The sequence below is a fragment of the Pseudomonas sp. BIGb0164 genome (assembly GCF_024810135.1).
Classification (GTDB): Bacteria; Pseudomonadota; Gammaproteobacteria; order Pseudomonadales; family Pseudomonadaceae; genus Aquipseudomonas.
The window spans coordinates 21,674-46,827 of the sequence record NZ_JANUEA010000014.1 but is presented as its reverse complement, the minus strand read 5'-3'; the positions used below and the strand labels follow the sequence as shown (position 1 = coordinate 46,827).

At 63.1% G+C, this 25,154-nt stretch carries 27 protein-coding genes; 12 read left to right on the top strand and 15 right to left on the bottom strand.

Translation table 11 applies throughout. The features are described 5' to 3' along the window. Positions 1-115: 115 nt before the first annotated feature. Complete coding sequence (locus tag M2394_RS29580; protein ID WP_178919745.1) at positions 116-946, bottom strand: IclR family transcriptional regulator; 831 nt, start codon at positions 944-946, stop codon at positions 116-118. 243 nt (positions 947-1,189) lie between these two features. Here M2394_RS29580 and M2394_RS29575 point away from each other — a divergent pair, with 243 nt between their 5' ends. From M2394_RS29575 to M2394_RS29545, 7 genes are read left to right on the top strand one after another with little or no spacing between them, the layout of a single operon-like run. Beyond that, positions 1,190-2,218, top strand: coding sequence for an ABC transporter ATP-binding protein (locus M2394_RS29575; RefSeq protein WP_178919744.1), 1,029 nt, complete (start codon positions 1,190-1,192; stop codon positions 2,216-2,218). Continuing rightward, the gene (locus M2394_RS29570; RefSeq protein WP_176996544.1) at positions 2,215-3,060 is read left to right on the top strand and encodes an ABC transporter permease; all 846 of its coding nucleotides are present in this window, start codon (positions 2,215-2,217) and stop codon (positions 3,058-3,060) included. Before M2394_RS29575 ends, M2394_RS29570 begins: the two co-directional genes overlap by 4 nt. Positions 3,061-3,064: 4 nt before the next feature. Then, complete coding sequence (locus M2394_RS29565) at positions 3,065-3,859, top strand: ABC transporter permease (RefSeq protein ID WP_016974527.1); 795 nt, start codon at positions 3,065-3,067, stop codon at positions 3,857-3,859. Next, positions 3,859-4,149, top strand: coding sequence for a (2Fe-2S)-binding protein (locus M2394_RS29560; RefSeq protein ID WP_259175684.1), 291 nt, complete (start codon positions 3,859-3,861; stop codon positions 4,147-4,149). Before M2394_RS29565 ends, M2394_RS29560 begins: the two co-directional genes overlap by 1 nt. After that, positions 4,146-5,489 (top strand): NAD(P)/FAD-dependent oxidoreductase, encoded by a 1,344-nt coding sequence (locus M2394_RS29555; RefSeq protein ID WP_259175683.1) that lies wholly within the window; start codon positions 4,146-4,148, stop codon positions 5,487-5,489. Before M2394_RS29560 ends, M2394_RS29555 begins: the two co-directional genes overlap by 4 nt. Then, entirely contained in the window at positions 5,486-6,583 is a 1,098-nt protein-coding gene (locus M2394_RS29550) for an FAD-binding oxidoreductase (protein WP_178919740.1), read from the top strand. The genes M2394_RS29555 and M2394_RS29550 overlap by 4 nt, the downstream gene beginning before the upstream one ends. Before the next feature lie 14 nt (positions 6,584-6,597). Further along, entirely contained in the window at positions 6,598-7,629 is a 1,032-nt protein-coding gene (locus M2394_RS29545) for an ABC transporter substrate-binding protein (RefSeq protein WP_178919739.1), read from the top strand. 76 nt (positions 7,630-7,705) lie between these two features. On the opposite strand, the gene nadE is transcribed toward M2394_RS29545, so the two are convergent. From nadE to M2394_RS29530, 3 genes are read right to left on the bottom strand one after another with little or no spacing between them, the layout of a single operon-like run. After that, positions 7,706-8,515, bottom strand: a complete 810-nt coding sequence (gene nadE, locus M2394_RS29540; protein WP_178919738.1) for an ammonia-dependent NAD(+) synthetase — start codon at positions 8,513-8,515, stop codon at positions 7,706-7,708. A gap of 1 nt (position 8,516) precedes the next feature. Then, positions 8,517-9,734, bottom strand: a complete 1,218-nt coding sequence (gene pncB, locus M2394_RS29535) for a nicotinate phosphoribosyltransferase (RefSeq protein WP_178919737.1) — start codon at positions 9,732-9,734, stop codon at positions 8,517-8,519. An 11-nt stretch (positions 9,735-9,745) separates the two neighbouring features. Further along, on the bottom strand, positions 9,746-10,393 hold the full coding sequence (locus tag M2394_RS29530; protein WP_178919736.1) for a nicotinamidase: 648 nt from the start codon (positions 10,391-10,393) through the stop codon (positions 9,746-9,748). A 147-nt stretch (positions 10,394-10,540) separates the two neighbouring features. On the opposite strand from M2394_RS29530, the gene M2394_RS29525 reads away from it, so the two are divergent. Continuing rightward, on the top strand, positions 10,541-11,233 hold the full coding sequence (locus M2394_RS29525; protein ID WP_259175682.1) for an NUDIX hydrolase: 693 nt from the start codon (positions 10,541-10,543) through the stop codon (positions 11,231-11,233). Positions 11,234-11,369: 136 nt separating this feature from the next. On the opposite strand, the gene M2394_RS29520 is transcribed toward M2394_RS29525, so the two are convergent. Both M2394_RS29520 and M2394_RS29515 read right to left on the bottom strand, forming a co-directional pair. Continuing rightward, on the bottom strand, positions 11,370-12,143 hold the full coding sequence (locus tag M2394_RS29520; RefSeq protein ID WP_259175681.1) for an L-iditol 2-dehydrogenase: 774 nt from the start codon (positions 12,141-12,143) through the stop codon (positions 11,370-11,372). A gap of 20 nt (positions 12,144-12,163) precedes the next feature. Continuing rightward, positions 12,164-13,423 (bottom strand): sugar ABC transporter substrate-binding protein, encoded by a 1,260-nt coding sequence (locus M2394_RS29515; protein ID WP_372339898.1) that lies wholly within the window; start codon positions 13,421-13,423, stop codon positions 12,164-12,166. A gap of 277 nt (positions 13,424-13,700) precedes the next feature. Between M2394_RS29515 and M2394_RS29510 the strand changes: the two genes are divergently transcribed. The 3 genes from M2394_RS29510 (at position 13,701) to M2394_RS29500 (ending at position 16,800) form a co-directional block, all read left to right on the top strand. Further along, entirely contained in the window at positions 13,701-14,639 is a 939-nt protein-coding gene (locus M2394_RS29510) for an AraC family transcriptional regulator (protein WP_178919732.1), read from the top strand. 155 nt (positions 14,640-14,794) lie between these two features. Further along, entirely contained in the window at positions 14,795-15,757 is a 963-nt protein-coding gene (locus tag M2394_RS29505) for a nucleoside-specific channel-forming protein Tsx (protein WP_178919731.1), read from the top strand. Between the two features lie 14 nt (positions 15,758-15,771). Next, positions 15,772-16,800 (top strand): purine nucleoside permease, encoded by a 1,029-nt coding sequence (locus M2394_RS29500; protein ID WP_259175679.1) that lies wholly within the window; start codon positions 15,772-15,774, stop codon positions 16,798-16,800. A 115-nt stretch (positions 16,801-16,915) separates the two neighbouring features. On the opposite strand, the gene M2394_RS29495 is transcribed toward M2394_RS29500, so the two are convergent. From M2394_RS29495 to M2394_RS29470, 6 genes are all read right to left on the bottom strand, one after another. After that, positions 16,916-17,875 carry a zinc-binding alcohol dehydrogenase family protein gene (locus M2394_RS29495; protein WP_178919729.1) on the bottom strand — a complete coding sequence of 320 codons (960 nt, stop codon included), beginning with the start codon at positions 17,873-17,875 and terminating at the stop codon, positions 16,916-16,918. Between the two features lie 31 nt (positions 17,876-17,906). Continuing rightward, positions 17,907-18,080, bottom strand: a complete 174-nt coding sequence (locus M2394_RS29490; RefSeq protein ID WP_176996559.1) for a DUF1427 family protein — start codon at positions 18,078-18,080, stop codon at positions 17,907-17,909. Positions 18,081-18,169: 89 nt separating this feature from the next. Further along, on the bottom strand, positions 18,170-18,934 hold the full coding sequence (locus M2394_RS29485; protein ID WP_259175732.1) for a helix-turn-helix transcriptional regulator: 765 nt from the start codon (positions 18,932-18,934) through the stop codon (positions 18,170-18,172). A 76-nt stretch (positions 18,935-19,010) separates the two neighbouring features. After that, positions 19,011-19,181 (bottom strand): metallothionein, encoded by a 171-nt coding sequence (locus tag M2394_RS29480; protein ID WP_178919728.1) that lies wholly within the window; start codon positions 19,179-19,181, stop codon positions 19,011-19,013. 89 nt (positions 19,182-19,270) lie between these two features. Then, complete coding sequence (locus M2394_RS29475; RefSeq protein ID WP_259175675.1) at positions 19,271-19,726, bottom strand: DMT family transporter; 456 nt, start codon at positions 19,724-19,726, stop codon at positions 19,271-19,273. Between the two features lie 4 nt (positions 19,727-19,730). Beyond that, positions 19,731-20,219: a DMT family transporter gene (locus M2394_RS29470; RefSeq protein WP_259175674.1), complete on the bottom strand. Its 489-nt coding sequence runs from the start codon at positions 20,217-20,219 to the stop codon at positions 19,731-19,733. A gap of 119 nt (positions 20,220-20,338) precedes the next feature. Here M2394_RS29470 and M2394_RS29465 point away from each other — a divergent pair, with 119 nt between their 5' ends. After that, complete coding sequence (locus tag M2394_RS29465; RefSeq protein ID WP_176996563.1) at positions 20,339-21,271, top strand: LysR family transcriptional regulator; 933 nt, start codon at positions 20,339-20,341, stop codon at positions 21,269-21,271. 13 nt (positions 21,272-21,284) lie between these two features. Here the strand turns inward: M2394_RS29465 and M2394_RS29460 are convergent, their stop codons facing one another. The 3 genes from M2394_RS29460 to M2394_RS29450 form a co-directional block, all read right to left on the bottom strand. After that, complete coding sequence (locus tag M2394_RS29460) at positions 21,285-22,604, bottom strand: Nramp family divalent metal transporter (RefSeq protein ID WP_259175673.1); 1,320 nt, start codon at positions 22,602-22,604, stop codon at positions 21,285-21,287. Positions 22,605-22,645: 41 nt separating this feature from the next. Then, complete coding sequence (locus tag M2394_RS29455) at positions 22,646-24,199, bottom strand: DUF726 domain-containing protein (RefSeq protein ID WP_259175672.1); 1,554 nt, start codon at positions 24,197-24,199, stop codon at positions 22,646-22,648. Between the two features lie 87 nt (positions 24,200-24,286). Further along, positions 24,287-25,069: a helix-turn-helix domain-containing protein gene (locus M2394_RS29450; RefSeq protein WP_259175671.1), complete on the bottom strand. Its 783-nt coding sequence runs from the start codon at positions 25,067-25,069 to the stop codon at positions 24,287-24,289. Between the last annotated feature and the right edge of the window lie 85 nt (positions 25,070-25,154).

The window sequence follows — 25,154 nt, the reverse complement described above, 5'->3', positions numbered from 1 at the left end:
GTGGGAGCGGGCTTGCTCGCGAATACGGCGTATCCGTTGACATATCCTTGGCTGACCCACCGCATTCGCGAGCAAGCCCGCTCCCACATTTTGATCCTCATCGTGGCTGAAATCGTTATCCGCCAAAGGTTTGTGAGGGCCGGCGCAGTGTGGGATCGAAAGGGTTGATTCTTGGCCCGATTGCCGCCGCTTCGCGCTTGAGCAACTCCACCACCATCGGCAACCGGCTCGGCCCCAGCCGGTCGCTGATGGTCGCCACACTCAAGGCCGCCACCGCGTGGCCATCGCGGTTGAGGATCGGTACCGCCAACCCCGCCATGCCTTCCAGCACGCCGGTATTGCGCGCCGCATAACCCAGGGTGCGCACGTTCTCTACCTCCGAACGCAACAACACTTCGTCATACAGATGGAAGTCCTTGAGCCGTGGCAGGTTGTAGCGGATCACCGTTTCGCGCTCTTCCTCCGGCAAAAACGCCAGGATCGCCAGGCTGCCCTGCCCCACGCCCAACGCCACGCGCCCGCCGATATCGCCGGTGAAGGTGCGGATCGGGTACGGGCCTTCGCTGCGGTCCAGGCAGATCGCGTCAAACCCCGAACGCGCCAGCAGGAACAGCGAGTCCCCCAGCGATGCGCTGAGGCGCAACATGCTCGGCCGCACCAGGTCACGCAGGTTGCCGGTCTTGCCCGCATTGGCCGCCAGGGCGAAGAACTCCAGGCTCAGGCGATAGCGCTTGCTGCGCGCGTCCTGCTCGACCATGCCTTCGTCCATCAGGCTGCGCAGCAGGCGGTGGGTAGTCGGTTGGGACAAGCCGACTTGCTGCGCCAATTGCGTCACGCGCTCGCCGCCCTCCGGTACTTCACCCAAGGTACGCAACAGCGCGAACAGCCGGGACACCCCACCGACACCGACTTCCTTGGCGTTTTCGTTTCGTTCATTGGAATCCATAACAACAGATCTCTTAGTAAATTCCGGTGAGTGAATAAAACTGAAAATAGTAGTCCGTTCAGTGAAATTCCATCTTCCGCCCATCCTAGTCTTCGTCCTAATCTGCGTCCACCAGGGGCGAAATGAACAACAACCGGCAGCCGACTAAAGATCGAGCGCCACCGCACCCGCAACACTCTTTTCGCATCTGCCCAAAACAACAAAGCGCGTGTCGACGCGACTTAAAAAAGGTGGAACGCAACCATGGCATTTCTCCAACTCAACGCCTTGAGCAAACGCTACGGCGCCGTCGATGCGGTGGTCGCCACCGACCTTGCGGTGGAAAAAGGCGAGTTCGTGTCCCTGCTCGGCCCGTCGGGCTGCGGCAAGACCACCACCCTGCAAATGATCGCCGGTTTCGTCGACGTGAGCGGTGGGCAGATCCTGCTCGACGGCCGCGACATCACCCACGCCAAGCCCGCCAGCCGTGGCCTGGGGGTGGTGTTCCAGAGCTACGCGCTGTTCCCCCACATGAGCGTGCGCGACAACGTCGCCTTCGGCCTGAAGATGCGCAAAGTGCCCGCCGCCGAGATCGCCGCCAAGGTCAAGACCGTGCTGGAACTGGTGCGCCTGGCGCCTCATGCCGAACGCTACCCACGGGAATTGTCCGGTGGCCAACGCCAGCGCGTGGCCCTGGCCCGTGCCCTGGTGATCGAGCCGCCGGTGCTGCTGCTCGATGAACCGCTGTCCAACCTCGACGCCAACCTGCGCGAAGAGATGCAATTTGAAATCCGCCGCATCCAGTGCGCCGTGGGCATCACCACCCTGATGGTCACCCATGACCAGGCCGAGGCGCTGTCCATCAGCGACCGCGTGGTGGTCATGCAGGCTGGACGCGTGACCCAGGTGGATGCGCCCTACAAGCTGTACGAACACCCGCGCACGCGGTTCATTTCGGACTTCGTCGGCAAGGCCAACCTGCTGCCCGGCGACTTCGACCAACTGGGCGTGCCGCAAGTGCGTCATGAAAGCGGCCACGGCGAGCTGACCCTCAGCCTGCGCCCGGAAAAAATCCAGCTGGTGGACCCAGGTCACGGTCGCTTGCAGGGCAAGGTCCTCGACCGCTACTTCTTCGGCAGCCAGTGGCTGTACCGCATCCACACCCTGCTGGGCGAAATCACCGTGGTGCGCAGCAACGACGGCAGCGCGCCGCTGGGCTGCGGCGCCCTCGTAGGCCTGGACTGGCAGGCAGAGCTGCTGCGCGTGCTGGCCGCCGATGAGGTGCGCGCATGAGCCGGGGCTACCTGTTGTCGCTGCCGGCCCTGGCGCTGTTCACCGGGCTGCTGGTGTTGCCGCTGCTGATGACCCTGGTGCTGTCGTTCAACGTGTTCGACTACCAAGTGGGGGTGAAGGCGGATGAATGGACCCTGGCCCATTACCTGTCGCTGTTCAGCGATGCGTACTTCTACGAAATCTTCTGGCGCACGTTCTGGATCAGCGCGCTGGTGACCCTGTTGTGCGTGGTGATCGGCGTGCCCGAGGCCTACATCCTCAGCCGCATGGGCACCCCATGGCGCTCGATTTTCCTGATCCTGATCCTCACGCCGCTGCTGATCTCGGTGGTGGTGCGGGCCTTCGGCTGGAGCCTGTTGCTCGGCGCCGACGGGTTGGTCAACCAAGTGATCCAGGCCCTGGGCGGGCGCCCGATGAAACTGCTGTACACGCCCTTCGCGGTGGTGATCGCACTGGTGCACGTGATGCTGCCGTTCATGATCATCCCGGTGTGGACCTCCTTGCAGAAGCTCGACCCGTCGGCCGAACAGGCGGCGTTGTCCCTCGGTGCGAGCCAGGCCACGGTGATGCGCAAGATCGTGCTGCCGCAGGTGATGCCCGGTGTGCTGTCCGGCACCTTGATCGTGTTCGGCCTGGCCGCCAGTTCGTTCGCGATCCCCGGCCTGCTCGGCGGGCGTCGCCTGAAGATGGTCGCCACGGTGGTGTACGACCAGTACCTCTCGGAACTCAACTGGCCCATGGGCGCGACCATCGCGGTGGTGCTGCTGTTGGTCAACCTGCTGATCATGCTGAGCTGGAACCGCATGGTCGAACGCCGCTACAAAAAGTCCCTGGGGGTTTAAGCGCATGTCCAGAAACGGTCCTTTGGCCCTCGGCTTCCACGGCCTGGTGGTGCTGTTCATGATGGCGCCACTGGTGGTGGTGTGCCTGGTGGCCTTCACCCCGGAAAACACCTTGAGCTTGCCCACGTCGGGTTTCTCCCTGCGCTGGTTCCGGGCGGTGTTCGAACGCGCCGACTTTATCCAGGCGTTCTATAACAGTCTGATCCTGGCCTTTACCGCCGCCAGCCTGGCAACGTTGATTGCCGTGCCGGCCGCCTTGGCCATCAGCCGTTATCAGTTCCCAGGGCGCAATTTTTTCAGCGCCCTGTTCCTGTCGCCGATCATCATCCCGCACCTGGTGCTGGGCGTGGCGATGCTGCGCCTGTTCGCCCTGATGGGCGTCAATGGCAGCTTCACCTGGTTGATGCTGGCCCACGTGGTGATCATCACCCCTTACGTGCTGCGCCTGGTGCTGGCGGCGGCCATCGGCATTGATCGCAGTGCCGAGCAGGCCGCCGAATCCCTCGGGGCCAGCCGCTTTACGCTGTTTCGCCAGATCACCCTGCCGATGATCCTGCCGGGTGTGGCAGGCGGCTGGTTGCTGGCGTTCATCAACAGTTTCGATGAGGTGACGCTGTCGATCTTTGTCAGCTCGCCGGCCACGCAAACCCTGCCGGTGCGCATGTACGTGTACGCCACCGAGTCCATCGACCCGATGATGGCCGCCGTTTCCGCGCTGGTGATTGCGCTGACCGCCGCCACCATGATCCTGCTGGACCGGGTCTACGGCCTCGACCGCGTGCTGGTGGGGAAACACTGATGGCTTTGTTCAAACGCTTGGCCGAGACCGGGCGCCCTGCCCTGGCCTTTACCCTTGACGGACAACCGGCGACCGGCCTGCTCGGTGACACCGTACTCACCGCCGTGCTGACCTGCGCCGAGCACCTGCGCGGCAGCGATTTCAGTGCCGAACGGCGCGCCGGTTTCTGCCTGATGGGCGCCTGCCAGGATTGCTGGGTACGGCTTGCCGATGGCCGGCGCGTGCGTGCGTGCTCGACCCTGCTGGAAGCCGGCCAGTCGATCAGCCGCGACCCGGGGCGCCAGCCATGAAGCCGGTGGTAATTGTGGGCGCAGGCCCGGCCGGCATCAGCGCGGCACGCACCTTGCTCGACCATGGCATCAAAGCGTGCCTGGTGGATGAAAGCGTGCGTGGCGGCGGGCAGATCTATCGTCGCCAACCGGCGAATTTCCAGCGCTCGGCCAAGCAACTCTACGGCTTTGAAGCGGGCAAGGCCGAGGCTGTGCACCGCACGATGGACGAACTGGCGCCCTTGATCGACTACCGCCCGGAAACCCTGGTGTGGAATGCCGAGGATGGCCGCCTGGACCTGCTCAATAACGGCCATGCCGAAAGCACTGAGTATGCGCAGCTCATCGTCGCAACGGGTGCCACCGACCGCATCCTGCCGGTGCCGGGCTGGACCCTGCCCGGCGTGTACAGCCTGGGCGCGGCGCAGATCGCCCTGAAGTACCAGGGCTGCGCCATCGGCGAGCGCGTGGCGTTTTGTGGCAGCGGGCCGTTGCTGTATCTGGTGGCTTACCAATACGCCAAGGCCGGCGCCCAGGTGGTGGCGGTGCTCGACAGTGCGCCGTTCAGCGCGCAGTGCCGTGCCTTGCCTGCGCTGCTCGGGCAACCGGCAACCTTGGCCAAGGGCATGTATTACCGCGCATGGCTCAGCGCCCACGGCATTCCGGTGCACCAGGGCGCCACGCTTGCGCAGATTGACGGTGAGCAACGGGTCACCGGGATTCGCTGGGGTTCGCGCACCCTTAAATGCGATGCGGTGGCCTTCGCCCATGCCCTGCGCAGCGAAACGCAACTGGCGGACTTGCTCGGTTGTGAATTCACCTGGAATGCCCTGAACCGCGCTTGGTTGCCGCAACGCGACAGCGCGGGACGCAGCAGCGTTAATGGGGTGTATCTGGCGGGCGACGGCGCAGGAATCATGGGCGCCGATGCCGCACAGATGGCGGGCGAGCGAGCGGCATTGGCGGTGCTGGAAGATTCGGGTATCGCAATTAATCAGCGCCGCAACGCCGTGCTCGAACAACAACTGGCCGGTATCCAGCGCTTTCGCCATGGCCTGGAAACCGCGTTCCCCTTCCCCGAACAGTGGGCGGCACACGCGCCGGACGCGTTGATCCTGTGCCGCTGCGAAGAAGTCAGCGTTGGCGACGTGCGCGCGGTGGTGGATGAAGGCCATTGGGAGATCAACCGGGTCAAGGCTCACTGCCGCGTCGGCATGGGCCGCTGCCAAGGGCGCATGTGCGGCTTGGCGGCAGCAGAGATCGTGGCCGAACGCAGTGGCCGGGGCATTGAGGAGGTCGGCCGGTTGCGTGGCCAGGCACCGATCAAGCCCCTGCCGTTTGGCGTGGAGGTGCAGCCATGATCGACGTGATCGTACTGGGCGGCGGGATCGTCGGCGCCTCGGCGGCCTTGACCCTGGCGCAAAAAGGCCAACGTGTCGCGCTGGTGGAGCGAGACTTTTGCGGCTCCCACTCCAGCGGCGTCAACTATGGCGGCGTGCGGCGCCAGGGGCGGCCGTTGCATCAACTGCCGTTGTCGCAACGCGCCCATGAACTGTGGGCAGACTTGCCGGGGCTGATCGGCATCGACGGCGAATACGTGCGCTCCGGGCATTTGAAGCTGGCGCGCAGCCATGCCGATTTCGCCGCCTTGCAGGCCTACGCCGAGCAGACCCGGGGCTTTGGCCTGGGCTTGCAGCTGCTCGACTACACCGAGCTGCGTGCACGTTTCCCGTGGGTGGGCGATATCGCCGTGGGCGCGTCGTTGTGCCCGGAAGACGGCCACGCCAACCCGCGCCTGGTGTCGCCGGCCTTCGCCCGTGCGGCGCAACGCTGCGGCGCCACGGTGTACGAGCAGGCCGAAGTGGTCCGCATCGAACACGACGGCCGCCAGTTCCAGGTGAGGTGCGCCAATGGCCTGCAGTTGCAAGCGCCGTGGCTGTTGAATTGCGCCGGCGCCTGGGCGGGCACCGTGGCCGAGCAGTTTGGCGAGCCGGTGCCGATCACCTCGGCGCACCCGGCCATGCTGGTGACCGAGCCGTTGCCGGTGGTGATGGACGTGAGCACCGGCGTGGAAGGCGGCGGCATTTATGCGCGGCAGGTCGCCCGGGGCAATTGCATCCTCGGCGGCGGTCGTGGCTTTGCCCTGGGCCCGCAGCAAGCCCGACCGGGGCAAGCGGCGGTGCTGGAGATTTTGCGCAATGCCGGCGAGCTGTACCCGTTTCTCAAAGGTGCCCAGGCGATCCGCACCTGGAGCGGCACCGAAGGTTACCTCCCCGATCATGAACCGGTGATCGGCCCCAGCAGCACCCAACCCGGCCTGCTCCACGGTTTCGGCTTTGCCGGCGCCGGGTTCCAGCTCGGCCCCGCCGTCGGTGAAGCCCTGGCAGAGATCGTCTGCACCGGGGCCAGCCGGCAACCCATCGAAGCGTTTTCCATCCGTCGTTTCCAAGCCTGAGAGGAAAAACATCCATGAACCCACGTATTGCGCTGTCCTGCTTGTCCCTCGCCCTGCTCGCCTCTACCGCCCATGCCGCGCCCACGCTGTACCTGGGCATGAACGGCGGCACCATGGAACGGGTGTACGCCGACAAGGTGCTGCCCGCATTCGAAAAGGCCAACAACGTCAAGGTGGTGATCGTGCCCGGCACCTCGTCGGACATCCTCGCCAAGGTCCAGGCCAACAAAGATAACCCGCAGATGCACGTGATGTTCCTTGACGACGGCATCATGTACCGCGCCATCTCCATGGGCCTGTGCGACAAGCTCACGCCGAACCCGACTCTCGACCAGATCCCGGCCAAAGCGAAGATCAAGGAAGAGGCCGTGGCCGTGACCCTCGGCGTGACGGGCCTTGGCTACAACGCGAAGATGTTCAAGGAAAAAGGCTGGGCAGCGCCGACCTCATGGATGGACCTGGCCGACCCGCGCTTCAAGGACAAAGTGGTGTTCCAGTCCCTGGCGTCGTCCACCTTCGGCTTGCACGGTTTCCTGATGTTCAACCGTATCCAGGGCGGCGACGAAACGAACGTGGAGCCGGGCTTCAAGGCCTGGCCAAAAACCATCGGGCCGAATGTGCTGGAATACATTGCCAGCTCGGCGAAGATCTCCGAAATGGTGCAAACCGACGAAGCGGCGATCTTCCCGCTCACGCCGACCCAAGTCACCACTCAGCAACTGCTGGGTGTGCCGATGGAATATGCGCAACCCAAGGAAGGCGCGGTGGTGCTGAACGTGGCCGAATGCGTGATTGCGCGCAACGACCAGCCGGAACTGGCGCAGAAACTCGCCGCCTTCCTACTGACCGCCGAAGCCCAGGCGCCGGCGCTGGAGGAAGGCGACCAGATCCCGTCGAACCCGACCACACCGACCACCGACAAAACCCGCGCGCGGGTGGAAGCGATGCAGGGTTACTTGCAGACGGCGATTTCGATCGACTGGGACAAAGTGAACCTGGCGCGGCCGGAATGGAATGCGCGGTGGAGCCGCTCGATCGAACGCTGACCCCTGTGGGAGCTTGCCTGCGATGCTCGTTAACGGTGACGCGGCGCCGTTGCGATTATCGCCGGCAAGCCGGCGCCTACAGGGGGGTGATGGGTAGCGCGCGTTTGTGGGCGGTCTTCAGGTAGGCTTGCTCCACGACGTGGCGTACCCGCTCGCTCACCGGTTCGCCCATGAGGTACGCGTCGATCTCGGCATACGAGCAACCATAGGCATGTTCATCCAGCTTGCCCGGCACCAGCTCTTCCAGGTCGGCGGTGGGGTGTTTGTGCACCAGGTTGTCCGGCGCCCCCAGGGCCGTGGCCAGCAGGCGCACCTGGGTCTTGGTCAGGCCCGACAGTGGCGCCAGGTCACAAGCACCGTCACCGAATTTGGTGAAGAACCCCATCAAGGCTTCGGCGCCGTGGTCGGTGCCGACCACCAGGCCGTTGTGCAGGTTGGCCACGGCGTACTGGGCGATCATCCGCGCACGGGCCTTGACGTTGCCTTTGATGAAGTCGACATGGGCCGCGCTGGCTTCGCTGGCGGTGAGGCTGGCCATCAGGCCGTCGACACTGGCGGCGATGTTCAGGGTATCGATATGGTCCGGGGTGATGAAACCCAGGGAAGCCTGGGCGTCGCGCTCGTCGGCCTGGGTCTTGTAGGGCAGGCGCATGGCGATGAAGTGCGCGGCATACCCTTCGCTGCGCAATTGCTCGGCGGCCAGTTGGCACAGGCGGCCAGCGGTGAGGGAATCGACGCCGCCGCTGATACCCAGCACCAGGGCCTTGCCGCCCGAACTGCGCAAGGTGGCCTTGATGAAGTCGATGCGCCGTTGAATTTCCTTGGCTTCACCGCCTTTGACCAACTGCCGATTGATGTTCAGTTCCTGTGCGATACGGTCTTGCATGTCACACCTCCACATTGCCCACATTGAACACCTGTGCTGCGTACTGCAAAAACGAGGCGTCTTCGCAGACGTTCTTGACCGGGTCATCCGAGAACTTCACCACCGGCTCGCCGTGCACCCGCACCAGTTTCATCACGATGCTCAACGGTTCCACGCCTTCCACATCGCAGGCCAGGCTGGTGCCCATGCCGAAGCCGAACTTGGCCTTGCCGCGCACGTGACGCAGGATCGGCAGGCATTTTTCGAAGTTCAGGCCGTCGGAAAACATCAGGTCCTTGGTCATCGGGTCGATGCCCAGCTGCTTGTAGCGGGCCAATACCTTATCGGCCCAGGCGATGGGGTCGCCGGAGTCCTGGCGCAGGCCGTCATACAGCTTGGCGAAGTACAGGTCGAAGTCCTTGAGGAAAAAGTCGGTGCTGATGCAGTCGGTCAGGGCAATGCCCAGGCGGCCACGGTATTCACGCACCCAGTTTTCCAGCGCGGCGTTCTGACTTTCGCGCAAGCGCCCCAGTTGCTGGTGCACCATCAGCCATTGGTGGGCCATGGTGCCGATCAGCGGCAGGTCGAATTCATAGGCCAGGTGCGCGTTGCTGGTGCCGACGAATTGGCCGGGGAAGTCACGGCGCATGATGTCGACCACTTCACGTTGGGCCTTGAACGACAAGCGCCGGCGTGTGGAGAAATCGGAAACACGCAGGTCGGCCAACTCGTCGCGGCTGAGGTTTTTCTGCAGCCAGTCGAACTTCTGGTAGAGCTTGCGGGTGACGTCTTCCAGGGTCACGTCGGGGTACTTGTCGCGGTTGCGCAGCTCGCTCACCAGGGCCAGCACCGGCTGCTCGAACATGATGCAGTGCAGCATCGGTCCGACCACGCGGATGTTGAGTTGGCCGTCGACTTCACTGACGTGGATGTAACGCAGGTTGAAGCGGAACAGGCCGAGGAAACGCTCGTAGTCCGGGGTGAGGTATTCGCGAAAACGTGGGTTGAACAGAAAACGCAGCTCGCCTTCGCGCATGTGCAGGCCGGCCATCCTCTCCAGCTCGGCGCGCAGTTCGGGGATCAGGTGGCCGAGCTTTTCCTTGGACCGGACGATGAAGTTGTACTCGACATCGACGTTCGGGTGCTGGTGCAACACGGCCTGCATCATGGTGAAGGTGTAGTAGTCGGTGTCGAGCAAACCCTGGATCACCGGGGCTTCGTAGTCGTAGGCACTTTCCATGGTGTGTCTCCTTAACGCGTGGCCATCGCGGCCAGTTCTTCGCGGGTGCTGCTGATGACGGCACCGGCCTTGAGCAAATCGTTGACGGCCTGCACACCGCCCTCCTCGCTGATACCTCGGCACGCCGGCAGGTGCAGGATCACCTCGAAGCCCGCCTTGAGCAGTTGCAACGCGGTGGTCTTGACGCAGTAGTCCAGGGCCAGGCCGCCGACGATCACCCGACTCACGCCTTTGGCGTTGAGGTACTCGATGACGCCAGTGGAGAGTTTGTCGTGCAGGTCGTGGTAGCAGGCGCCATAGGGGTGCAGGTCGGGTTCGACGCCTTTCCAGATGAAGTAGTCGTACTCATAGGGCGTGGGCAGCTCGTCGAGCAAGGTGAAACCCTCGGTGCCCGGTACGCAGTGGCTCACCCAGGTCACGTCGGCGTGGGCCAGGCCAGTGGCTTGCAGCATGTCGCTGTGTTGCGACACCACCCAAGGCGCGTGCGGGGTGTGGGCGTCCTTGCTGCCGACGCGGTGGCCGGCCAAGCTGGCCATGTAGTTGAGTTCGGCACCAATCTGGTCACCGCCGGCCACCGGCAACTCGTTGGGGCACAGGGGCGTGAAGCTCTTCTGGGCATCGACGTCAAATGAGGCAATGGCAGTTTTCGCAAGGGTCATGATGGTTCTCCTGTGGCCTGGAAACAAAAGTACACGTCATGTACTTTCATTGCAAGAAACATTTGGTTATCTATGCTGGAGCGAGTACATGACATATCTGCTCTATCCGTTAGACTGTGCCCCGCCACTGTTCACAAGGACTGCCCGATGCCCCTTCACGCCTACCTCCACACCGTCGACCTGTGCGTGCTGTTCTACTGCCGCGCCACGGGCGAGCTGAAACTGCTGCTCAACAAGCGCGACGCCGAACCCTTCGCCGGGCATTGGGCGCTGCCAGGCGTGGTGGTCAATGGCGACGTGCAAGATCTGAGCCTCAAGGATGCGGTGGAACGGTTGCGCGCCAGTGACAAGGTCGGCCTGGAACTGGCCTGGAGCGAGCAAGTGGGCACCGTGGGGGATGCGTTTCGCGACCCACGCTGCTGGTCATCGTCGACCTATTACCTGGCAATCGTCGCCGACGAGGTGGCGCTGGGAGAGCATCAGGCCTGGTTTTCCCTGGATGACGTGGCGGATGGCAGCCTCAAGCTGCCGTTCGATCACAACCTGATCGTGGCGGCCGTGCAGGAGCGGCTGCTGTCCAAATCGCTGTACAGCAGCTTGCCGCTGATGTTTTTGGGTGAGGAGTTCAGTGCACCGGAGGCGACCGCGATCTTTTCGTTGGTGCTGGCGCGGCCGGTGTTGAAGACCAGTATCCGCCAGCGGTTGTTGAAGCTGACTGAGGCGGGGTATTTGCGGGAGACGGGGCGTAAAAAGCAGGGTGACGGGGGCCGGCCGCAGGCGACGGTGGCGGCGCTGAAACCGGGTGAGATCTACTTCTTCGACCGCAGCTTCGCCGAGTAACGCGATTTAAAAACACCGAAGATCACCTGTGGGAGCGGGCTTGCTCGCGAATGCGGTGTAACAGTCCCAGATTCAGCGACTGACACTACGCATTCGCGAGTAAGCCCGCTCCCACATTTTTGGTCGACGTACGGCTTTAGTTCATCCAATTGCCGCCGTCGACGTTGTAGGTCTGGGCGACCACGTAGTCGGCGTCCTTCGAGGCGAGGAAGATCGCCATGCCGGTCAAGTCCTCTGCCGTGCCCATGCGCCCGAACGGCACTTCGGCCCCTACCCGCTGCTTCTTCTCGCCAGGCGCCAGGCCTTCATGCTTGGCGAACAGTGCATCCACCCCGTCCCAATGTTCGCCGTCGACCACGCCCGGGGCGATGGCGTTGACGTTGATGCCCTGCTTGATGAGGTTGAGCCCCGCCGATTGCGTGAGGCTGATCACCGCCGCCTTGGTCGCGCAGTAGATCGCCACCAACGGTTCGCCCCGGCGCCCGGCCTGGCTGGCCATGTTGATGATCTTGCCGCCGTGGCCCTGGCTGATCATCTGCTTGGCCGCGGCCTGCAGGGTAAACAACGTGCCGGCAACGTTGATCGAAAACAGCCGCTCATAGCTGTCGCGGGTGATATCGACGATGGGCGCCAGGTCGAACAGCGCGGCATTGTTGATCAGGATATCCAGCTTGCCCGCGTGGGCCACCACGGCGGCAATTGCGCCGTCGATGGAGGCCTGGTCGGTCACATCCATCGCGACGGCATACGCCTTGGGGCCGAGTTCAGTGGCGGTGGCCTGGGCCCGTTGCAGGTTGATATCGGCGATGGCAACGGTGGCGCCTTCAGCGATATAGGCCTGGGCAAAGGCGCGGCCGATGCCGCGCGCCGACCCGGTGATCAACGCGCTTTTACCTTCCAGTCGTTTCATGACGTTCGTGTCCTTGGGAATTATTTGGGGTAGCCGGCGCGTTTCATCTCGCGTTCGGTGGTGGACTGGGCTTCGAGCAACGCCTGGTCAACCGACATGCCACCGGTGAGCGCCGCCGAAAACAGCTTGCCCACCGACGTGCCGATCGCCTGGAATTCAGGGATGGTCACGTATTGAATGCCCACGTACGGCACCGGCTTGGCCGACGGGTGTGCAGGGTCGGCGTGCTTCATCATTTCCAGGGTTACCTGGGCAAACGGCGCGGCCTTCAAGTACGCGTCGCTGTAGGTGGACTGGCGGGTGCCTGGCGGTACGTTGGTGATGCCTTCTTTATCGGCGACCAGTTGGATGTAGTCCTTCGATGTTGCCCAGGTAATGAACGCCTTGGCCGCCTCCTTGTGCTTGGAGGTGGCTGGAATGGCCAGGGACCAGGCGTACAGCCAGGACGAGCCCTTGTCGGTAACCTCGGTGGGCGCGGCGGCGAAACCGACGCTGTCGGCGACCTTGCTCTGGCTCTTGTCGGTGGTGAAGGAGCCGGCGACGCTGGCATCGACCCAGATCGCGCATTTGCCGCTGTTGAACAGCGCCAGGGTTTCGTTGAAGCCGTTGCTGGAGACGCCAGGCGGGCCGTATTTTTTCAGGGTGTTGACGTAATAGTTGGCGGCGGCCGTCCACTCGGGGCTGGTCAGCTCGGGCTTCCACTGCTCGTCGAACCAGCGCGCGCCAAAGGCATTGGCCATGGTGCTGAGCAAGGCGATGTTCTCACCCCAGCCGGCCTTGCCCCGCAGGCACATGCCGTATTGGTCTTTGTCTTTTGCCGTGAGCTTGGCGGCGAATTCGCCGAGCTGGGTCCAGGTCGGGTGCGCGGGCATGCTCAGGCCGGCCTGTTTGAACAGGTCGGTGCGGTAATAGGTGACGGTGCTTTCGCCATAGAATGGCAAGGCATACAGGGTGTTGTTGACCGACAGGCCCTGGCGTACCGAGGGAAAAATATCGTCAGCGTCGTACGCGGCCGGCAGTTGCGTCAGCGGTTCCAGCCAATGCTTGGCGCCCCACAACGGGGTTTCGTAGGTACCGATGGTCAGCACGTCGAACTGCCCGCCCTGGGTGGCGATGTCGGTGGTGAGGCGTTGGCGCAGCACGTTTTCTTCCAGCACGACCCAGTTGAGCTTGATGTCCGGGTGCTGTTCTTCAAACACCTTGGACAGGCGCTGCATGCGGATCATATCGCTGTTGTTGACCGTGGCGATGGTCACGGTGTCGGCGGCGTGGCTGGGCATGGCCAGCGCCAGGCCGGAAAGCAGGAACAACGCTTGCGGGAGCTTGCCTTTGCAGATCTGGAACATGGCGGTTTCCACCTGTTGTTTTTGTTGTCGAGGCCTGATTACAGCAGCTTGCCCACCCCCTCACAAACGAATGGCGAATGCCCGACTGATACTTTTTTAACTTCGCGGCACGGATCAAAAAAGTATCAGTGCCGGGCGAAACCGAGGGTAGCGCTTACCCGTGCGGGGCGCGTATGTTGAAGCGAGTCCACGCCCACCCAGAGGCCGCATCATGCCTGTCAGCCGCGCCCAGCTGTTCGAGCACCGCCCTGCCGAACTCGAAGTGATCCTGCCCGAGCCGGACCACTGTTTCCGCTGGTTCGAACACGACTACCCCTTTGATCTGGCGCGCTGGAACCATCACCCCGAATTCGAAATCCACCTGATCCGCCAAGGCAGCGGCAAGCTGGTGGCCGGCGACTACATCGGCGCCTTCAGTGCCGGGCATGTGGCGTTGATCGGCCCGGACCTGCCCCATGACTGGATCGGCGACCTGGCTCCCGGCGAGTACCTGACCGGCCGCGACGTGGTGCTGCAATTCGACGGCGCCGCCCTCCTCGCCCTGCGCAAGACCCTGCCGGAACTCGGCGATTTGCAGCAATTGTTCGAAACCGCCCGGCGCGGCCTGGAATTCAGCGGCGACACCGCCGTACAGGCGGCGCAGTTGATGGAAGCCATCGGCAAGGCCCACGGCCTGCAACGGCTGATCCTGTTCCTGCAATTGCTGAACACGCTGAAGAACGCCCCCGCGCAGCACGTCCAGGCACTCGCCAGCCCCTGCTACGCGCCGACCCTGGACGCGCGCAGCGCCGAGCGGATCAACAAAGCCTTTGATTACCTGATGCGTGAACTCACCGGCGACTTGCGCCTGTCGGTCATCGCCCAACAGTTGGAGATGAGCGAACCGGGGTTTTCGCGCTTCTTCAAGCGCAACACCGGCCACGGCTTTATCGACCTGATGCGCAAGTTCCGCGTGCAACGCGCCTGCCGGCTGTTGCTGCAAAGCGATATGTCGGTGGCGGACATCTGCTTTGAAGTGGGCTACGCCAACCTGTCCAATTTCAACCGGCACTTTCGCATCGAGATGAACCAGACGCCGAGCGAATACCGGCGCGAAACCGCGATGCACCTGTTCAATCGCATCGAAAAAATGACACCCAGTCATTTCTGATCAAAAGGTCGACTAATCCCCATTTTTTTCAAGCTGATCAACCGATTGAGAGAAGTTGGTACAGCCTGTGCAAACGTTTGCGGAACGAACTTGGCAACCAGGTTCACCTTTACCCGAAGAATCGGGTTCAAACCGCGTACGAATAGGGATTTTCAATGCACCCCACCTCAAGGCGTCCTGCTTCCCTTGGTGTTTCTTTGCTACTGGCCGCCGTTACGGGAGTACTCAGCGCCCCCCTTTTGGCGCAGCAAACACCCATCGATGACTCAGCACAGGGCGAAACCCTGAGCCCCGACACGAAAAACCCTGAAGCCAGCCCGGCGAAAAAAGGCGTCTATCTGTCGGAATGGTTCAACCAGGACCTCACATTGATCGGCAGCAAGGACATCAGCTTCGGCCCCAAACCCCAGGATGATGTCTACCTGGAATACGAGTACTTCGGCCGCAAGGGGCCGTTCGAGTTGTACGGCTACATCGATGTGCCGAAGATCCTCGGCATCGGTAACAGTAATGACAAAGGCGTGTGGGACCATGGCTCGCCGGTGTTCATGGAACACGAGCCGCGCATCTCCATCGACTACCTGGCGGGCCGCAGCCTGGCGATCGGGCCGTTCAAGGAATGGTATGTGGCGTTCGACTGGATCTACGACCACGGCAGCAACAAGGCCAACCGCGCCAACACCTTGTACAGCGGCTTGGGCACCGACATCGACACCCACTCGCGGGTCAACCTGTCGGCGAACTTCTATGGCCGTTACCAGTGGGAAAACTATGGCGCCAGCAACGAGTATTCGTGGGATGGCTACCGCGCGCAGATGAAGTACATCGTGCCCATCAGCAGCTTCGACAACGGCGCCTCGCTGACCTACATCGGCTTCACTAACTACGATTTTGGCTCGGACCTGCACAAGGACAATCCGGCGCGTACCGCCAACTCGGTGGTGGCCACCAACGTGCTGCTGTACTCGTTCACCCACCTGCGTTTTACCCTGGTCGGCCGTTACTTCCATAACGGCGGCAATTGGGAGGATGGCAGTGAGTTGAATTTCGGCGAGGGCAACTTCCGCGCCCGTTCCGACGGCTGGGGTTACTACGCCGGCGTGGGTTACCAATTCTGATCAAGGAGCTTTACATGAACGCGTTTACCCGTCTCTCGATTGCCGTGGGCCTGGCCCTGCTGGCCCCTGCGGTATTGGCCGATACGCCGGCTCCGATCAAGCCCAAAGTGATGCTGATCACCATGTTCGCCCCCGAGGCGCAAACCTGGATCGATCGCCTGGAACTCAAGCGGGAAGTCCGTGTGCCGGGCTTGTCCGCCGAATACCCGGTGATTCGCTGCAACACCCAGGACGTGTGCCTGCTGGTGACCGGCATGGGCCAGACCAATGCCGCCGCATCCACCCTGGCGCTGGCCTTGTCGCCCAAGTTCGACCTGCGCCAGAGTTATTTCTTGATCGCCGGGATCGCGGGTATCAGCCCTAAACACGGCACTATCGGCACAGCCGCGTGGGCCCATTACCTGGTGGAATTCGGCACCCAGTGGGAGCTGGATTCGCGGGACGCGCCAAAGGACTGGCCGACCGGCTACATCGGCATCAACACCAAGGGGCCCAACGAAAAACCACCGTTGGACTACAAGACCGAAGTGTTTGAGCTCAACCCCAAGTTGCAGGCCAAGGCATTTGCCCTGTCGCAGAAAGTCGAACTGACCGAAAGCAAGGAATCCAGCGCCTGGCGCAAGCACTACCCGGCGGCACCGGCCAACCAGCCGCCACAGGTCACCCGCTGCGACACCCTGGCAGGTAATACCTGGTTCTCCGGCACACGCCTGAGCGAGCGCGCCGAGGTCTGGACCAAGCTGCTGACGGACAACAAGGGCGAGTACTGCACCACCCAGCAGGAAGACAACTCCACCTATGAAGCCCTGCTGCGTGCCAGCCGTGAAGGTTTGGTGGATATCCAGCGCCTGGCGGTGGTGCGCGCCGGCTCCGACTTCGACCGGCCGTACCCTGGCTACAGCGAAGTGGACAACCTGCTGAAATACGCAGACCAGGGCGGCTTTGTACCGGCGCTGGAGAACCTGTACCGCACGGGCAACCCGCTGGTGCAGGCGATTCTGAAGAACTGGTCGGCCTGGGAAAAAGGCGTTCCCGAGGCCTAGTGAAGATCAAACTGTGGGAGCGAGCTTGCTCGCGAATGCGGTCTATCAGTAACAGATTCAGTGACTGGCACTGCGCATTCGCGAGCAAGCCCGCTCCCACCGTATTGACTGTATATCAAGGCAGGAAGATGATCTTGTCCGCACTGCCGCTGTTCACGTCCTCATAGCACTGCAAACCGTCGGCCAGCGCCACTTCGCGCAGGCCGCTCGGCAGGGGCAGCAAGCCCTCGTCAAAGAAGCCGCCGAACTGCTCCAGCATCACTGCGCACTGCTGGCAGTTGTAGAGCAATGAATTGATCCCCACCACCGAACCGCCCTTGCGGTACAGGGCCAGCGCCGGCAATTGCACGTGGCCGTCAACCGGTGCGGCGATGATCGCAATACGCCCGAACGGCGCCAAGCCAGCAACCGCCGCCGGTAGCCAGAAACCCGTGGTGTCGAAGATCACATCGGCGCCGCCCTTGAACACTGCACTCACCTGCGCGCCCAAGGCATCCGGCTCACCCAGGGTGATCGCGTCAAAGCCTTGCGCCTTCAGCACCTGGACCTGATCCGCCTTGCGCACTGCGCCCAGCACTTCGGCACCGAGGATCTTGGCCAGCGCCAACGCTGCGCTGCCCACCGCCCCGTTCGCGCCGATCACCAGCAACCGCGTGCCTTGGGTGACACCACTGCGCGCCAGGGCATCCCAGGCGGTGGTGTACGGCACGCCAAGGCTGGCGGCCTGGGCAAAGCTCAGGTGGGTCGGTTTATGCGCCACGCCTTCGGCGGCCACCGTGAGGTATTGGGCGTGGGAACCGTCGGCAAAAAAACCGAGGTCGCGGCCAGTGCCCCAGACTTCCTGGCCGATCAGTGCTTGCGGGCCGTCCACCACAACGCCAGCAAAGTCACGCCCGGGAATGCGCGGCAGCGTGGTGTAAGGGAAGCGGCCAAGTACGTTTTTCACATCGCTGGGGTTCAGGCCGGCCGCCTTGACCTGCACCAGTACCTCACCGGCAGCGGGCACCGGGGTGGCGACGTCGACAAAGCGCAGGGAAGAAAGGTCGCCGGTGGCGGAAAATTGCAGTGCTTTCATGGCCAATATCCATCGAAAGGAGGGAAGGAATTCAGGACAACCAACCGCTGACCAGCTGCCGGCCCACGGGCCAGAGCTTTTCGCCCAGCAGCATGCCCATCAGGCCCACCAGGGCGATGGCGGGTGGCGCGGGCGAACGGAAATCCAGGGCACCGTAGATCACGCCGACCAATAGGCCGATGGCGAGGGAAATCAGGTAGTTCATGGGGGTCATGCCAGTTGGGTGGATGGGCTCAGTGTAGAGAGCCCATTGCTGAAGCATCGGCCAAGTGCTTCAGGATTTCGGCCAAACCCTCAACCCACGTACTGCGAAGGCGCCACGCCGAGCGCGCGACGGAACATGTCGCTGAAACTGCTGGGCGAGTACCCCAGGGAGCGGGCGATGCCGCTGACGGACTGGCCCTGGATCAGCTCCGCCACCGCCGTGGCCAGTTGCACCTGGCGGCGCCATTCGGCGAAGCCCATGCCCAGATGGGTCTGGAACAGGCGCGACAAGGTGCGCACGCTGGCACCGGCGGCGTCGGCGTGCTGTTCGAACGGGATCTCCAGGGACGGCGCCGCCATCACCGCCTGGCAGGCATTCACCAGTCGCCGGTCGGCCTCCACTGGCATGGCGATGCGGATCTGCGAACGGCGCGCCCGTTGCAGCTCCAACAGGGCCAGGCTGACCACTGCGTCGTAATACGCCGGCTCGCCGTTATCGCCCTGATCGACCAGGGTGACGATCAGCTCGCGCAACAACCCACCCACCTCGATCACCTGCACCTGGCTGTCCAGCGTCGCCGCCAACGCCGGGCGCAGGTAGATATTGCGCATCTGCAGGTCCGAGACCACGCGGATCCCATGCTCCACCCCCGGCGGTAGCCACACCGCACGCTGCGGCGGCACCACCAGGGCTTCGCGGGGCGTCTCGACCCACATCACCCCGCTCATGGCATACAGCAACTGGCCCCAATCGTGGCTGTGGGGTTCCACATACAACCCACGCGGGTAGGTGCGCGCCAACGGTTGCACGGGGACGGCGTGATCAGAGAGGTCAGGGGGTGCGGCCAGGGCCATGAAGAAGGCATCGATCAAGGGTGAGCGGCCATGGTAATGACCGCCACCGGATAATCCGAGCGGATTTTTACAGGTTTCAGCCGTGGGCCGACTTGGCGCACTCGCAGCCCGTCGCCGCAGCGCAGGGCTCGCCATGGGCATGGTGCTCGGCGCAGCCTTTGCAGCAATAGCCTTTACCGTCCTTCATCACCGCATTTTTGCCCAGTACGCACTTGCAATGGGGGCAGGCACAGGTTTTATCAGCCATGGTCAGACTCCTTTTTCATGGTCGTCCAGGCGCAGCGGGCGCCACACCTTAAGCAGTGACTATAGGCAAGCCATCAGGGTTCAGCGCCATTAATCGGCCAGACGGCTATTGCTGCGGTACATGAACACCAGCGCCAGCGCCAACAGCAGCATCGCCAGGAGACGGCTGCCCGACAGTTCGATGGCCGGGTTGCCCAGCCAGCCGAAATTATCGATCAGCATGCCCATGCCCAACTGCCCGACGATCACCGCCACCGTCGCCACGGCCGTGCCCACCACAGGCACCGCGCCGACCATCACCATCATGTACACCACGCCAAACAAGGCACCGGTGAGCTGCCATTTCGGCACGTCCAGCAGGCTGACGGCCTGGGCCGGTTCGAAGAAGAAAATCAGCAGTGCCGTGCTGATAGCACCCACCGCAAAGGTCAGCAAGCTGCTGCGCAATACGCCGACCGCCTGGCCCAAACGCCCGTTGATCGCGGCTTGCACGCTCAAGACAGCACCCGCTGCGATCACCAGCACCAACAACAGAATCAGATTCATCGCCTTACCCTCGTGCAATCAGAACAAGTGCCGCCACAATCAACGCCAGGGCAACCCAACGCTCGCCATTGACCCGCTTGCGCTGGGTGCCGAACCAGCCGAAGTGGTCGATCAGCACACTCTTGCCCACCTGCCCCGACAGGATCGCGATCATGGTCATCGCAATGCCGATGTGCGGCGTGGCGAGGGTCAACACCACCACGTACATCGGCCCCAGGAACCCGCCGATCAACTGCCAGCGTGGCAAGTCGGTCAACGCCGGGCCTTTTTGCGGGCCGCTGAACAGCAGCAACAGAAACAAAATCGCCGAACCGACGCCGAAAATGCTCAGGGTTGCCCATAAGTGGCCTACCTGCACACCCAACGGACCGAGCAGCCCGGCCTCTACTGACAGGCCCATGCCCGCCAAGATCACCAGCGGCAACAACAGCAGCCGCAACAGGTTTTTTTTCGGCGTGGCCGAAGCCACACCCGCCATGGAACTCGCTTGCATACATCACCTGCGCATCAAAGAAAGGAAACATGGCGCGCATTATCCGGTGGCCGTGCTGTGCGATAAATGGGAGCATGCCGACAACACCTTTGCGCAAAGCGCACAGCCTGGAGAGCATGATGCAAGGCTTGAATGAATTGAGTTTCAAGGCGCTTCGACTGTTTGTCGCGGTACTCGACCACGGCAGCTTCTCTGAGGTCGCGCGCCGCGAGAGCCTGGCGCCCTCCTCCATCTCCCGGCAGATCCAGTTGATGGAACAAGCGCTCGGCCAACAGTTGCTGTACCGCCACACCCGCGCCGTGAGCCCCACCGAAGCCGGCCGCGTGCTCGGGCGCCATGCGCGCTTGATGCTCGAACAACTGGAAAGCGCCAGCCAGGCCTTGCAGGAACAGGAGCGCGAGCCCAGCGGCCTGGTGCGCATCAACGCGCCGATGGTGTTTGGCCAGCGCCACCTGTCGCCATGGTTGGGCGAACTGTGCCGGCGCTACCCGAAGTTGCAGCTGGATATCCAGCAGACCGACACCTACGTCGACCCACTGCAAGACGGTACCGACCTGCTGTTTCGCATCGGCGTGCTCAACGACTCCAGCATGCAGGCGCGCATCTTCGCCCCCCAACGCTTTCGCATCGCCGCAAGCCCGGCTTACCTGGCCCGGCATGGCACACCCCGGCACCCCGACGAGCTGGCCCACCACCAATGCCTGGCCTACAAAGGCATCACCGGCCAGCAACGCTGGTTCTTCCGCCGTGACCAGGGTGACTGGACCCCGTATAGCGTGAAAGGCCCCATCACCGGCAACCACGCCGACACCCTCACCCACGCCGCCGAACAAGGCCTGGGGCTGGTGGTGTTTCCGTCCTGGCTGATCGGCGAAGGCCTGCGCGCGGGCACCTTGCAGGCGGTGCTGACCGAATACGAAGTGGCGACCACCCTGGAGCCGCAGCAGATCGCCGCGCTATGGCCGGGCAGCCGCCGGCTGTCGCTGAAGGTGCGCACGGTGATTGATTATTTCGTGGAGTGTTTTGGGACGGTGCCGTATTGGGATCGGTGAGCCAGTCAAACGATCAAAACACCCACTGCCCAATCAACCAAGCATTCGCCCCACTGATCACCGCGAACAAAAACCACGCCAACAGCTTCGTGGGCCAGCGATTCACGAACGGCCCCATCAATCGCTCGTCACCGGTCATGCGGATCAACGGGTACAGCGCAAACGGCAGCTGCAGGCTGAGCACGACCTGACTGAGGATCAGCAGTTTGCCAATCGCGTCGTCGCCCATCAGCCATACGCCGAGGAACGCCGGGATCAGCGCCAGCCCGCGGGTAATGAGACGGCGTTGCCAGCAGGGAATCCGCAGGTTGAGGTAGCCCTCCATGATCACCTGGCCGGCGATGGTGCCGGTGAAGGTGGAGCTTTGCCCGGAGGCGAGCAAGGCGATGCCGAACAGGATGCTGGCGAACGCGCCGCCCACCAGGGGATCGAGCAAGTGGTAGGCATCCTGGATCTCGACCACATCGGCATGGCCGGTGTTGTGGAAGGCGGCTGCGGCGAGCACCAGGATCGCAGCGTTGACCAGCAAGGCCAGGGCCAGGGAGCCGATGGTGTCGATCCGTGCCAGCTTGACGGCGTCCCGCTTGCTGGCCAGGTCCTTGCCGATCAGGCGGGTTTGCACGACCGAGGTGTGCAGGTAAAGGTTATGGGGCATCACCGTGGCACCCAGAATACCGATGGCCAGGTACAGCGGCGCAGCATCGCTGATGGCCGACAAGGATGGCGCAAAGCCGCTGAGCACGTCCGGCCAGTACGGTTTGATCAGCACCAGTTCAATGAAGAAACACACGCCGATGGTCGCCACCAGCGCCAGCATGATTGCCTCCAGGCGACGGAAGCCACGGTTTTGCAGGGCCAGGATCAGCAACGTGTCGAAGGCGGTAATGACGATGCCAGTGGTCAGCGAGACGCCCAGCAGCAGGTGAAACGCCAGGGCACAGCCCAGTACCTCGGCCAGGTCGGTGGCGATGATCGAGATTTCCGCCAACACCCATTGGGTGCGGGCCGAGCGCTGGCTGTAGCGCTCGCGCGACAGTTGCGCCAGGTCCTTGCCGGTGGCGATGCCCAACCGTGAACACAGGCACTGCACCGCCATGCCCGCCAGGCTGGCCAGCAACACCACGAACAACAGGCTGTAGCCGTAGCGTGAACCCGCCTCGATGGCGGTGGCCCAGTTGCCGGGGTCCATGTAGCCGATGGAGATCAACAGGCCGGGGCCGGCGAACATCAGCATCCGCTTGAAAAACGAAGCCTTGGGGTCGACGGCGACGGAGCCGGCCACTTCCGGCGGGCAAAACGGGGCGGTAGCGATTTTCGGCAGGCTGAATTTCACGCGGTATCCCAGGCAAACACACAAGACAGGGAAACAGCTTATCAGTCGGACGCGACCGTGCGCATCACCGTGTCCCGGGGCAGGTCAAACGCCTCCACCACTTGCACCACCAGGTCCATCTCCTGGTTCAACGCCTCGCGCTCCATGCGTTGGCGAATAACACCCACCACCAGCACCGCCAGGGTGGTGATTGAGTAGGCTGGGCCGGAAAACGCCCGCACACCACTCACCAGCAACATCGCCGCCGCCAGGGCCTGGCCCACCACCGGAATGGCCGTAGCCGCCCCGCGCCGCAGCATGAACCCGGTGAGTCCCGCCAGGGCCGTGCCGCTCAAGGCGGTTGTCGCCGAACGGCCCACGTCGAAACGATTGAACACACCCTGCTCTTTCTGCGCCGCCGCCTTCAGTTCGGCGTCGAAGGCCTGGCGGTCGGCGCGGTTGAGTTTGTCCTTGTATTGCTCGATAAGTGTTTCCGCGACCTGTGCCTCGATGTCTGCGAGCGCGACGCTGTCGAGCGGCTCATCGAACTTGATGCCCAGCCGCTGCGCCACATCTTCGGCGATCTGCCGATAACTCACGCCATGGCCACGGGCCAGATTCATGAACGTGTCGCCGCCCATGCGCTGCAACTCGATCGCCAGCTTCAACGGTTCGCGCACGCTGGCATCAATCGACGCGCTGCGCTTTTGCGCCATCAGCTCGGCGAGAAACTTCAGTTCTTCAGGGCGGGCCTGCACCAGCGCCGGGAACAACTCCACGTCCTCCTCGGCAAACCGCACTTCGACACTGCGTTGATCAGAGCGAATCAGGCCGCGACGTTCCTGCAGCAGGTCGGTGTATTGCACCACCGTCTTCAACTGCGGCCAGTACGCGGCATGGTCGAAGGTGGCCAGGTGCACATTGGTCACCTTGGCCTTGAGCGCCGGGGTCAGCGGGATCGCATAACGGCCGATGCAGCGCTCGGTGTCCGGTTTCATCGCCAGCGCCCAGTCCTTGCTGGAATGGCAGTTGATCACGCGCCCCTTGAGCGGCGCAGACACCTCGTCCCAAGGGCTCGACGTACAAATCGCACCGCCCATCAACAGCAGATTGTTCAACGGCAGCTCACGGGCGATATCCGGACGAGCCAGCACACTCTTGACCAGGATGCGCGCGCCCAGGGAGTGCCCGATCAGGTTGATGCGCCGCACTGGCAATGCTTCGGCGTGCAGGTAACCCGCCAGCTCGGGCAACAGGGTCTTGGCCACTTCATCGACACGCGCCTCGACACTTTTGTAGTGGTCGAGAAAATACGCGATGGCCTTGCCCACGCCCACGGTGGCCGCGCCCAGGCCTCCGCCGCCGAGTATCGAACCTATCACCTCCTTGAACGGGGCAAACAGGTTCTCCAGGAAATGCCCCGCCGGCCAGAACAGCATCAGGTTGGTCGAGCCTTCGATGCTGGCCAATTGGTCCTTGAAGCTGCCCAATTGCTGGCGGTTAAAGAACGCCGAGTAACCGTGAACGTAGAGATTGAGCACCTCTCCCTGAGGCTCGCCGCACAATACAAAGGTGGGCTTGCGGGTGCGGTGCATTTCATCCCACTGGTGTTGCATGGGCCGGTGACTCCTGGTGACGATGGAGGGCGATACTACCAAAGCGCGGCCGCAAAAGAGGTGAATCCTGACCGACGTGTTGAAGATTCAGAACAACGCGGCCGCCTTCGACTTGGCCAGGTAGCGCGCCGGCGACTCGCCCAGGTTGCGCCGGAACACAGAGGTAAAGGCGCTGGAACTGCTGAACCCCAACTCCAACGCCACCGCCGTGATGGAAGCGCCATGGCTCAGGCGTGCCGTGGCCTCCAACAGGCAGACCTGTTGGCGCCAGGCCACGAAAGTCATGCCGGTGCTTTCGAGAAAATGACGGGTGAAGGTGCGCCGGCTCATGTTCGACCAGGCGGCCATTTCATCCAGTGAGATGGTTTGCGTGGGTGCCTCCAGAAAGCGCTGGCAGGCCTGGGCCAGGCGTGGTTCGCCGGGCAGCGGCGCACTCAGGGGCAGCTCGGGCATGGCGCCCATTTCGTCGATCAACAGCGTCAGCACACAGCGCTGTCGCTCACTGGCAGGCGCCGACGGCTCGAATGCCAGCGCCGCTTCCAGCAGATGGCGCAGCAGTGGCGATACCTCGAAGACCTGGCAACGCGCCTGCAAACCGGCGCGCTCGGTGGCCTGGTCGTCGAGGTAAGTGTTGAGCATCACCACCTCACCACGCATGTGCATCTCATGGGGCACGCCGGCGGGCACCCAGATCGCCCGCTGCGGCGGGACCACCCAGTTGCCGAGGTCGGTGAACATCTTCAGTGCGCCGGTGGAGGCATACGCAAACTGGCCACGCGGGTGGGTGTGCCGTGGGAAGACGGTACCGCACGGGTATTCACGCAGGGTGACCAGCGCTTCGGGAACATGGGCATCAAAGGTCGGAATCATGGCCCGATAATGTCAAAGCATGGCCCGACATAGCAAGCGGGCCATCCGGCAGCGCCCTAACCTGTGGGCAATCGAACAGCCCTGC

Excerpts from the sequence above, each read along its gene's own strand:
- M2394_RS29580 (WP_178919745.1), bottom strand. The coding sequence starts at position 946 with ATGGATTCCAATGAACGAAACGAAAACGCCAAGGAAGTCGGTGTCGGT.
- M2394_RS29575 (WP_178919744.1), top strand. The coding sequence starts at position 1,190 with ATGGCATTTCTCCAACTCAACGCCTTGAGCAAACGCTACGGCGCCGTC.
- M2394_RS29570 (WP_176996544.1), top strand. The coding sequence starts at position 2,215 with ATGAGCCGGGGCTACCTGTTGTCGCTGCCGGCCCTGGCGCTGTTCACC.
- M2394_RS29565 (WP_016974527.1), top strand. The coding sequence starts at position 3,065 with ATGTCCAGAAACGGTCCTTTGGCCCTCGGCTTCCACGGCCTGGTGGTG.
- M2394_RS29560 (WP_259175684.1), top strand. The coding sequence starts at position 3,859 with ATGGCTTTGTTCAAACGCTTGGCCGAGACCGGGCGCCCTGCCCTGGCC.
- M2394_RS29555 (WP_259175683.1), top strand. The coding sequence starts at position 4,146 with ATGAAGCCGGTGGTAATTGTGGGCGCAGGCCCGGCCGGCATCAGCGCG.
- M2394_RS29550 (WP_178919740.1), top strand. The coding sequence starts at position 5,486 with ATGATCGACGTGATCGTACTGGGCGGCGGGATCGTCGGCGCCTCGGCG.
- M2394_RS29545 (WP_178919739.1), top strand. The coding sequence starts at position 6,598 with ATGAACCCACGTATTGCGCTGTCCTGCTTGTCCCTCGCCCTGCTCGCC.
- nadE (WP_178919738.1), bottom strand. The coding sequence starts at position 8,515 with ATGCAAGACCGTATCGCACAGGAACTGAACATCAATCGGCAGTTGGTC.
- pncB (WP_178919737.1), bottom strand. The coding sequence starts at position 9,734 with ATGGAAAGTGCCTACGACTACGAAGCCCCGGTGATCCAGGGTTTGCTC.
- M2394_RS29530 (WP_178919736.1), bottom strand. The coding sequence starts at position 10,393 with ATGACCCTTGCGAAAACTGCCATTGCCTCATTTGACGTCGATGCCCAG.
- M2394_RS29525 (WP_259175682.1), top strand. The coding sequence starts at position 10,541 with ATGCCCCTTCACGCCTACCTCCACACCGTCGACCTGTGCGTGCTGTTC.
- M2394_RS29520 (WP_259175681.1), bottom strand. The coding sequence starts at position 12,143 with ATGAAACGACTGGAAGGTAAAAGCGCGTTGATCACCGGGTCGGCGCGC.
- M2394_RS29515 (WP_372339898.1), bottom strand. The coding sequence starts at position 13,423 with ATGCCCAGCCACGCCGCCGACACCGTGACCATCGCCACGGTCAACAAC.
- M2394_RS29510 (WP_178919732.1), top strand. The coding sequence starts at position 13,701 with ATGCCTGTCAGCCGCGCCCAGCTGTTCGAGCACCGCCCTGCCGAACTC.
- M2394_RS29505 (WP_178919731.1), top strand. The coding sequence starts at position 14,795 with ATGCACCCCACCTCAAGGCGTCCTGCTTCCCTTGGTGTTTCTTTGCTA.
- M2394_RS29500 (WP_259175679.1), top strand. The coding sequence starts at position 15,772 with ATGAACGCGTTTACCCGTCTCTCGATTGCCGTGGGCCTGGCCCTGCTG.
- M2394_RS29495 (WP_178919729.1), bottom strand. The coding sequence starts at position 17,875 with ATGAAAGCACTGCAATTTTCCGCCACCGGCGACCTTTCTTCCCTGCGC.
- M2394_RS29490 (WP_176996559.1), bottom strand. The coding sequence starts at position 18,080 with ATGAACTACCTGATTTCCCTCGCCATCGGCCTATTGGTCGGCGTGATC.
- M2394_RS29485 (WP_259175732.1), bottom strand. The coding sequence starts at position 18,934 with ATGGCCCTGGCCGCACCCCCTGACCTCTCTGATCACGCCGTCCCCGTG.
- M2394_RS29480 (WP_178919728.1), bottom strand. The coding sequence starts at position 19,181 with ATGGCTGATAAAACCTGTGCCTGCCCCCATTGCAAGTGCGTACTGGGC.
- M2394_RS29475 (WP_259175675.1), bottom strand. The coding sequence starts at position 19,726 with ATGAATCTGATTCTGTTGTTGGTGCTGGTGATCGCAGCGGGTGCTGTC.
- M2394_RS29470 (WP_259175674.1), bottom strand. The coding sequence starts at position 20,219 with ATGCAAGCGAGTTCCATGGCGGGTGTGGCTTCGGCCACGCCGAAAAAA.
- M2394_RS29465 (WP_176996563.1), top strand. The coding sequence starts at position 20,339 with ATGCAAGGCTTGAATGAATTGAGTTTCAAGGCGCTTCGACTGTTTGTC.
- M2394_RS29455 (WP_259175672.1), bottom strand. The coding sequence starts at position 24,199 with ATGCAACACCAGTGGGATGAAATGCACCGCACCCGCAAGCCCACCTTT.
- M2394_RS29450 (WP_259175671.1), bottom strand. The coding sequence starts at position 25,069 with ATGATTCCGACCTTTGATGCCCATGTTCCCGAAGCGCTGGTCACCCTG.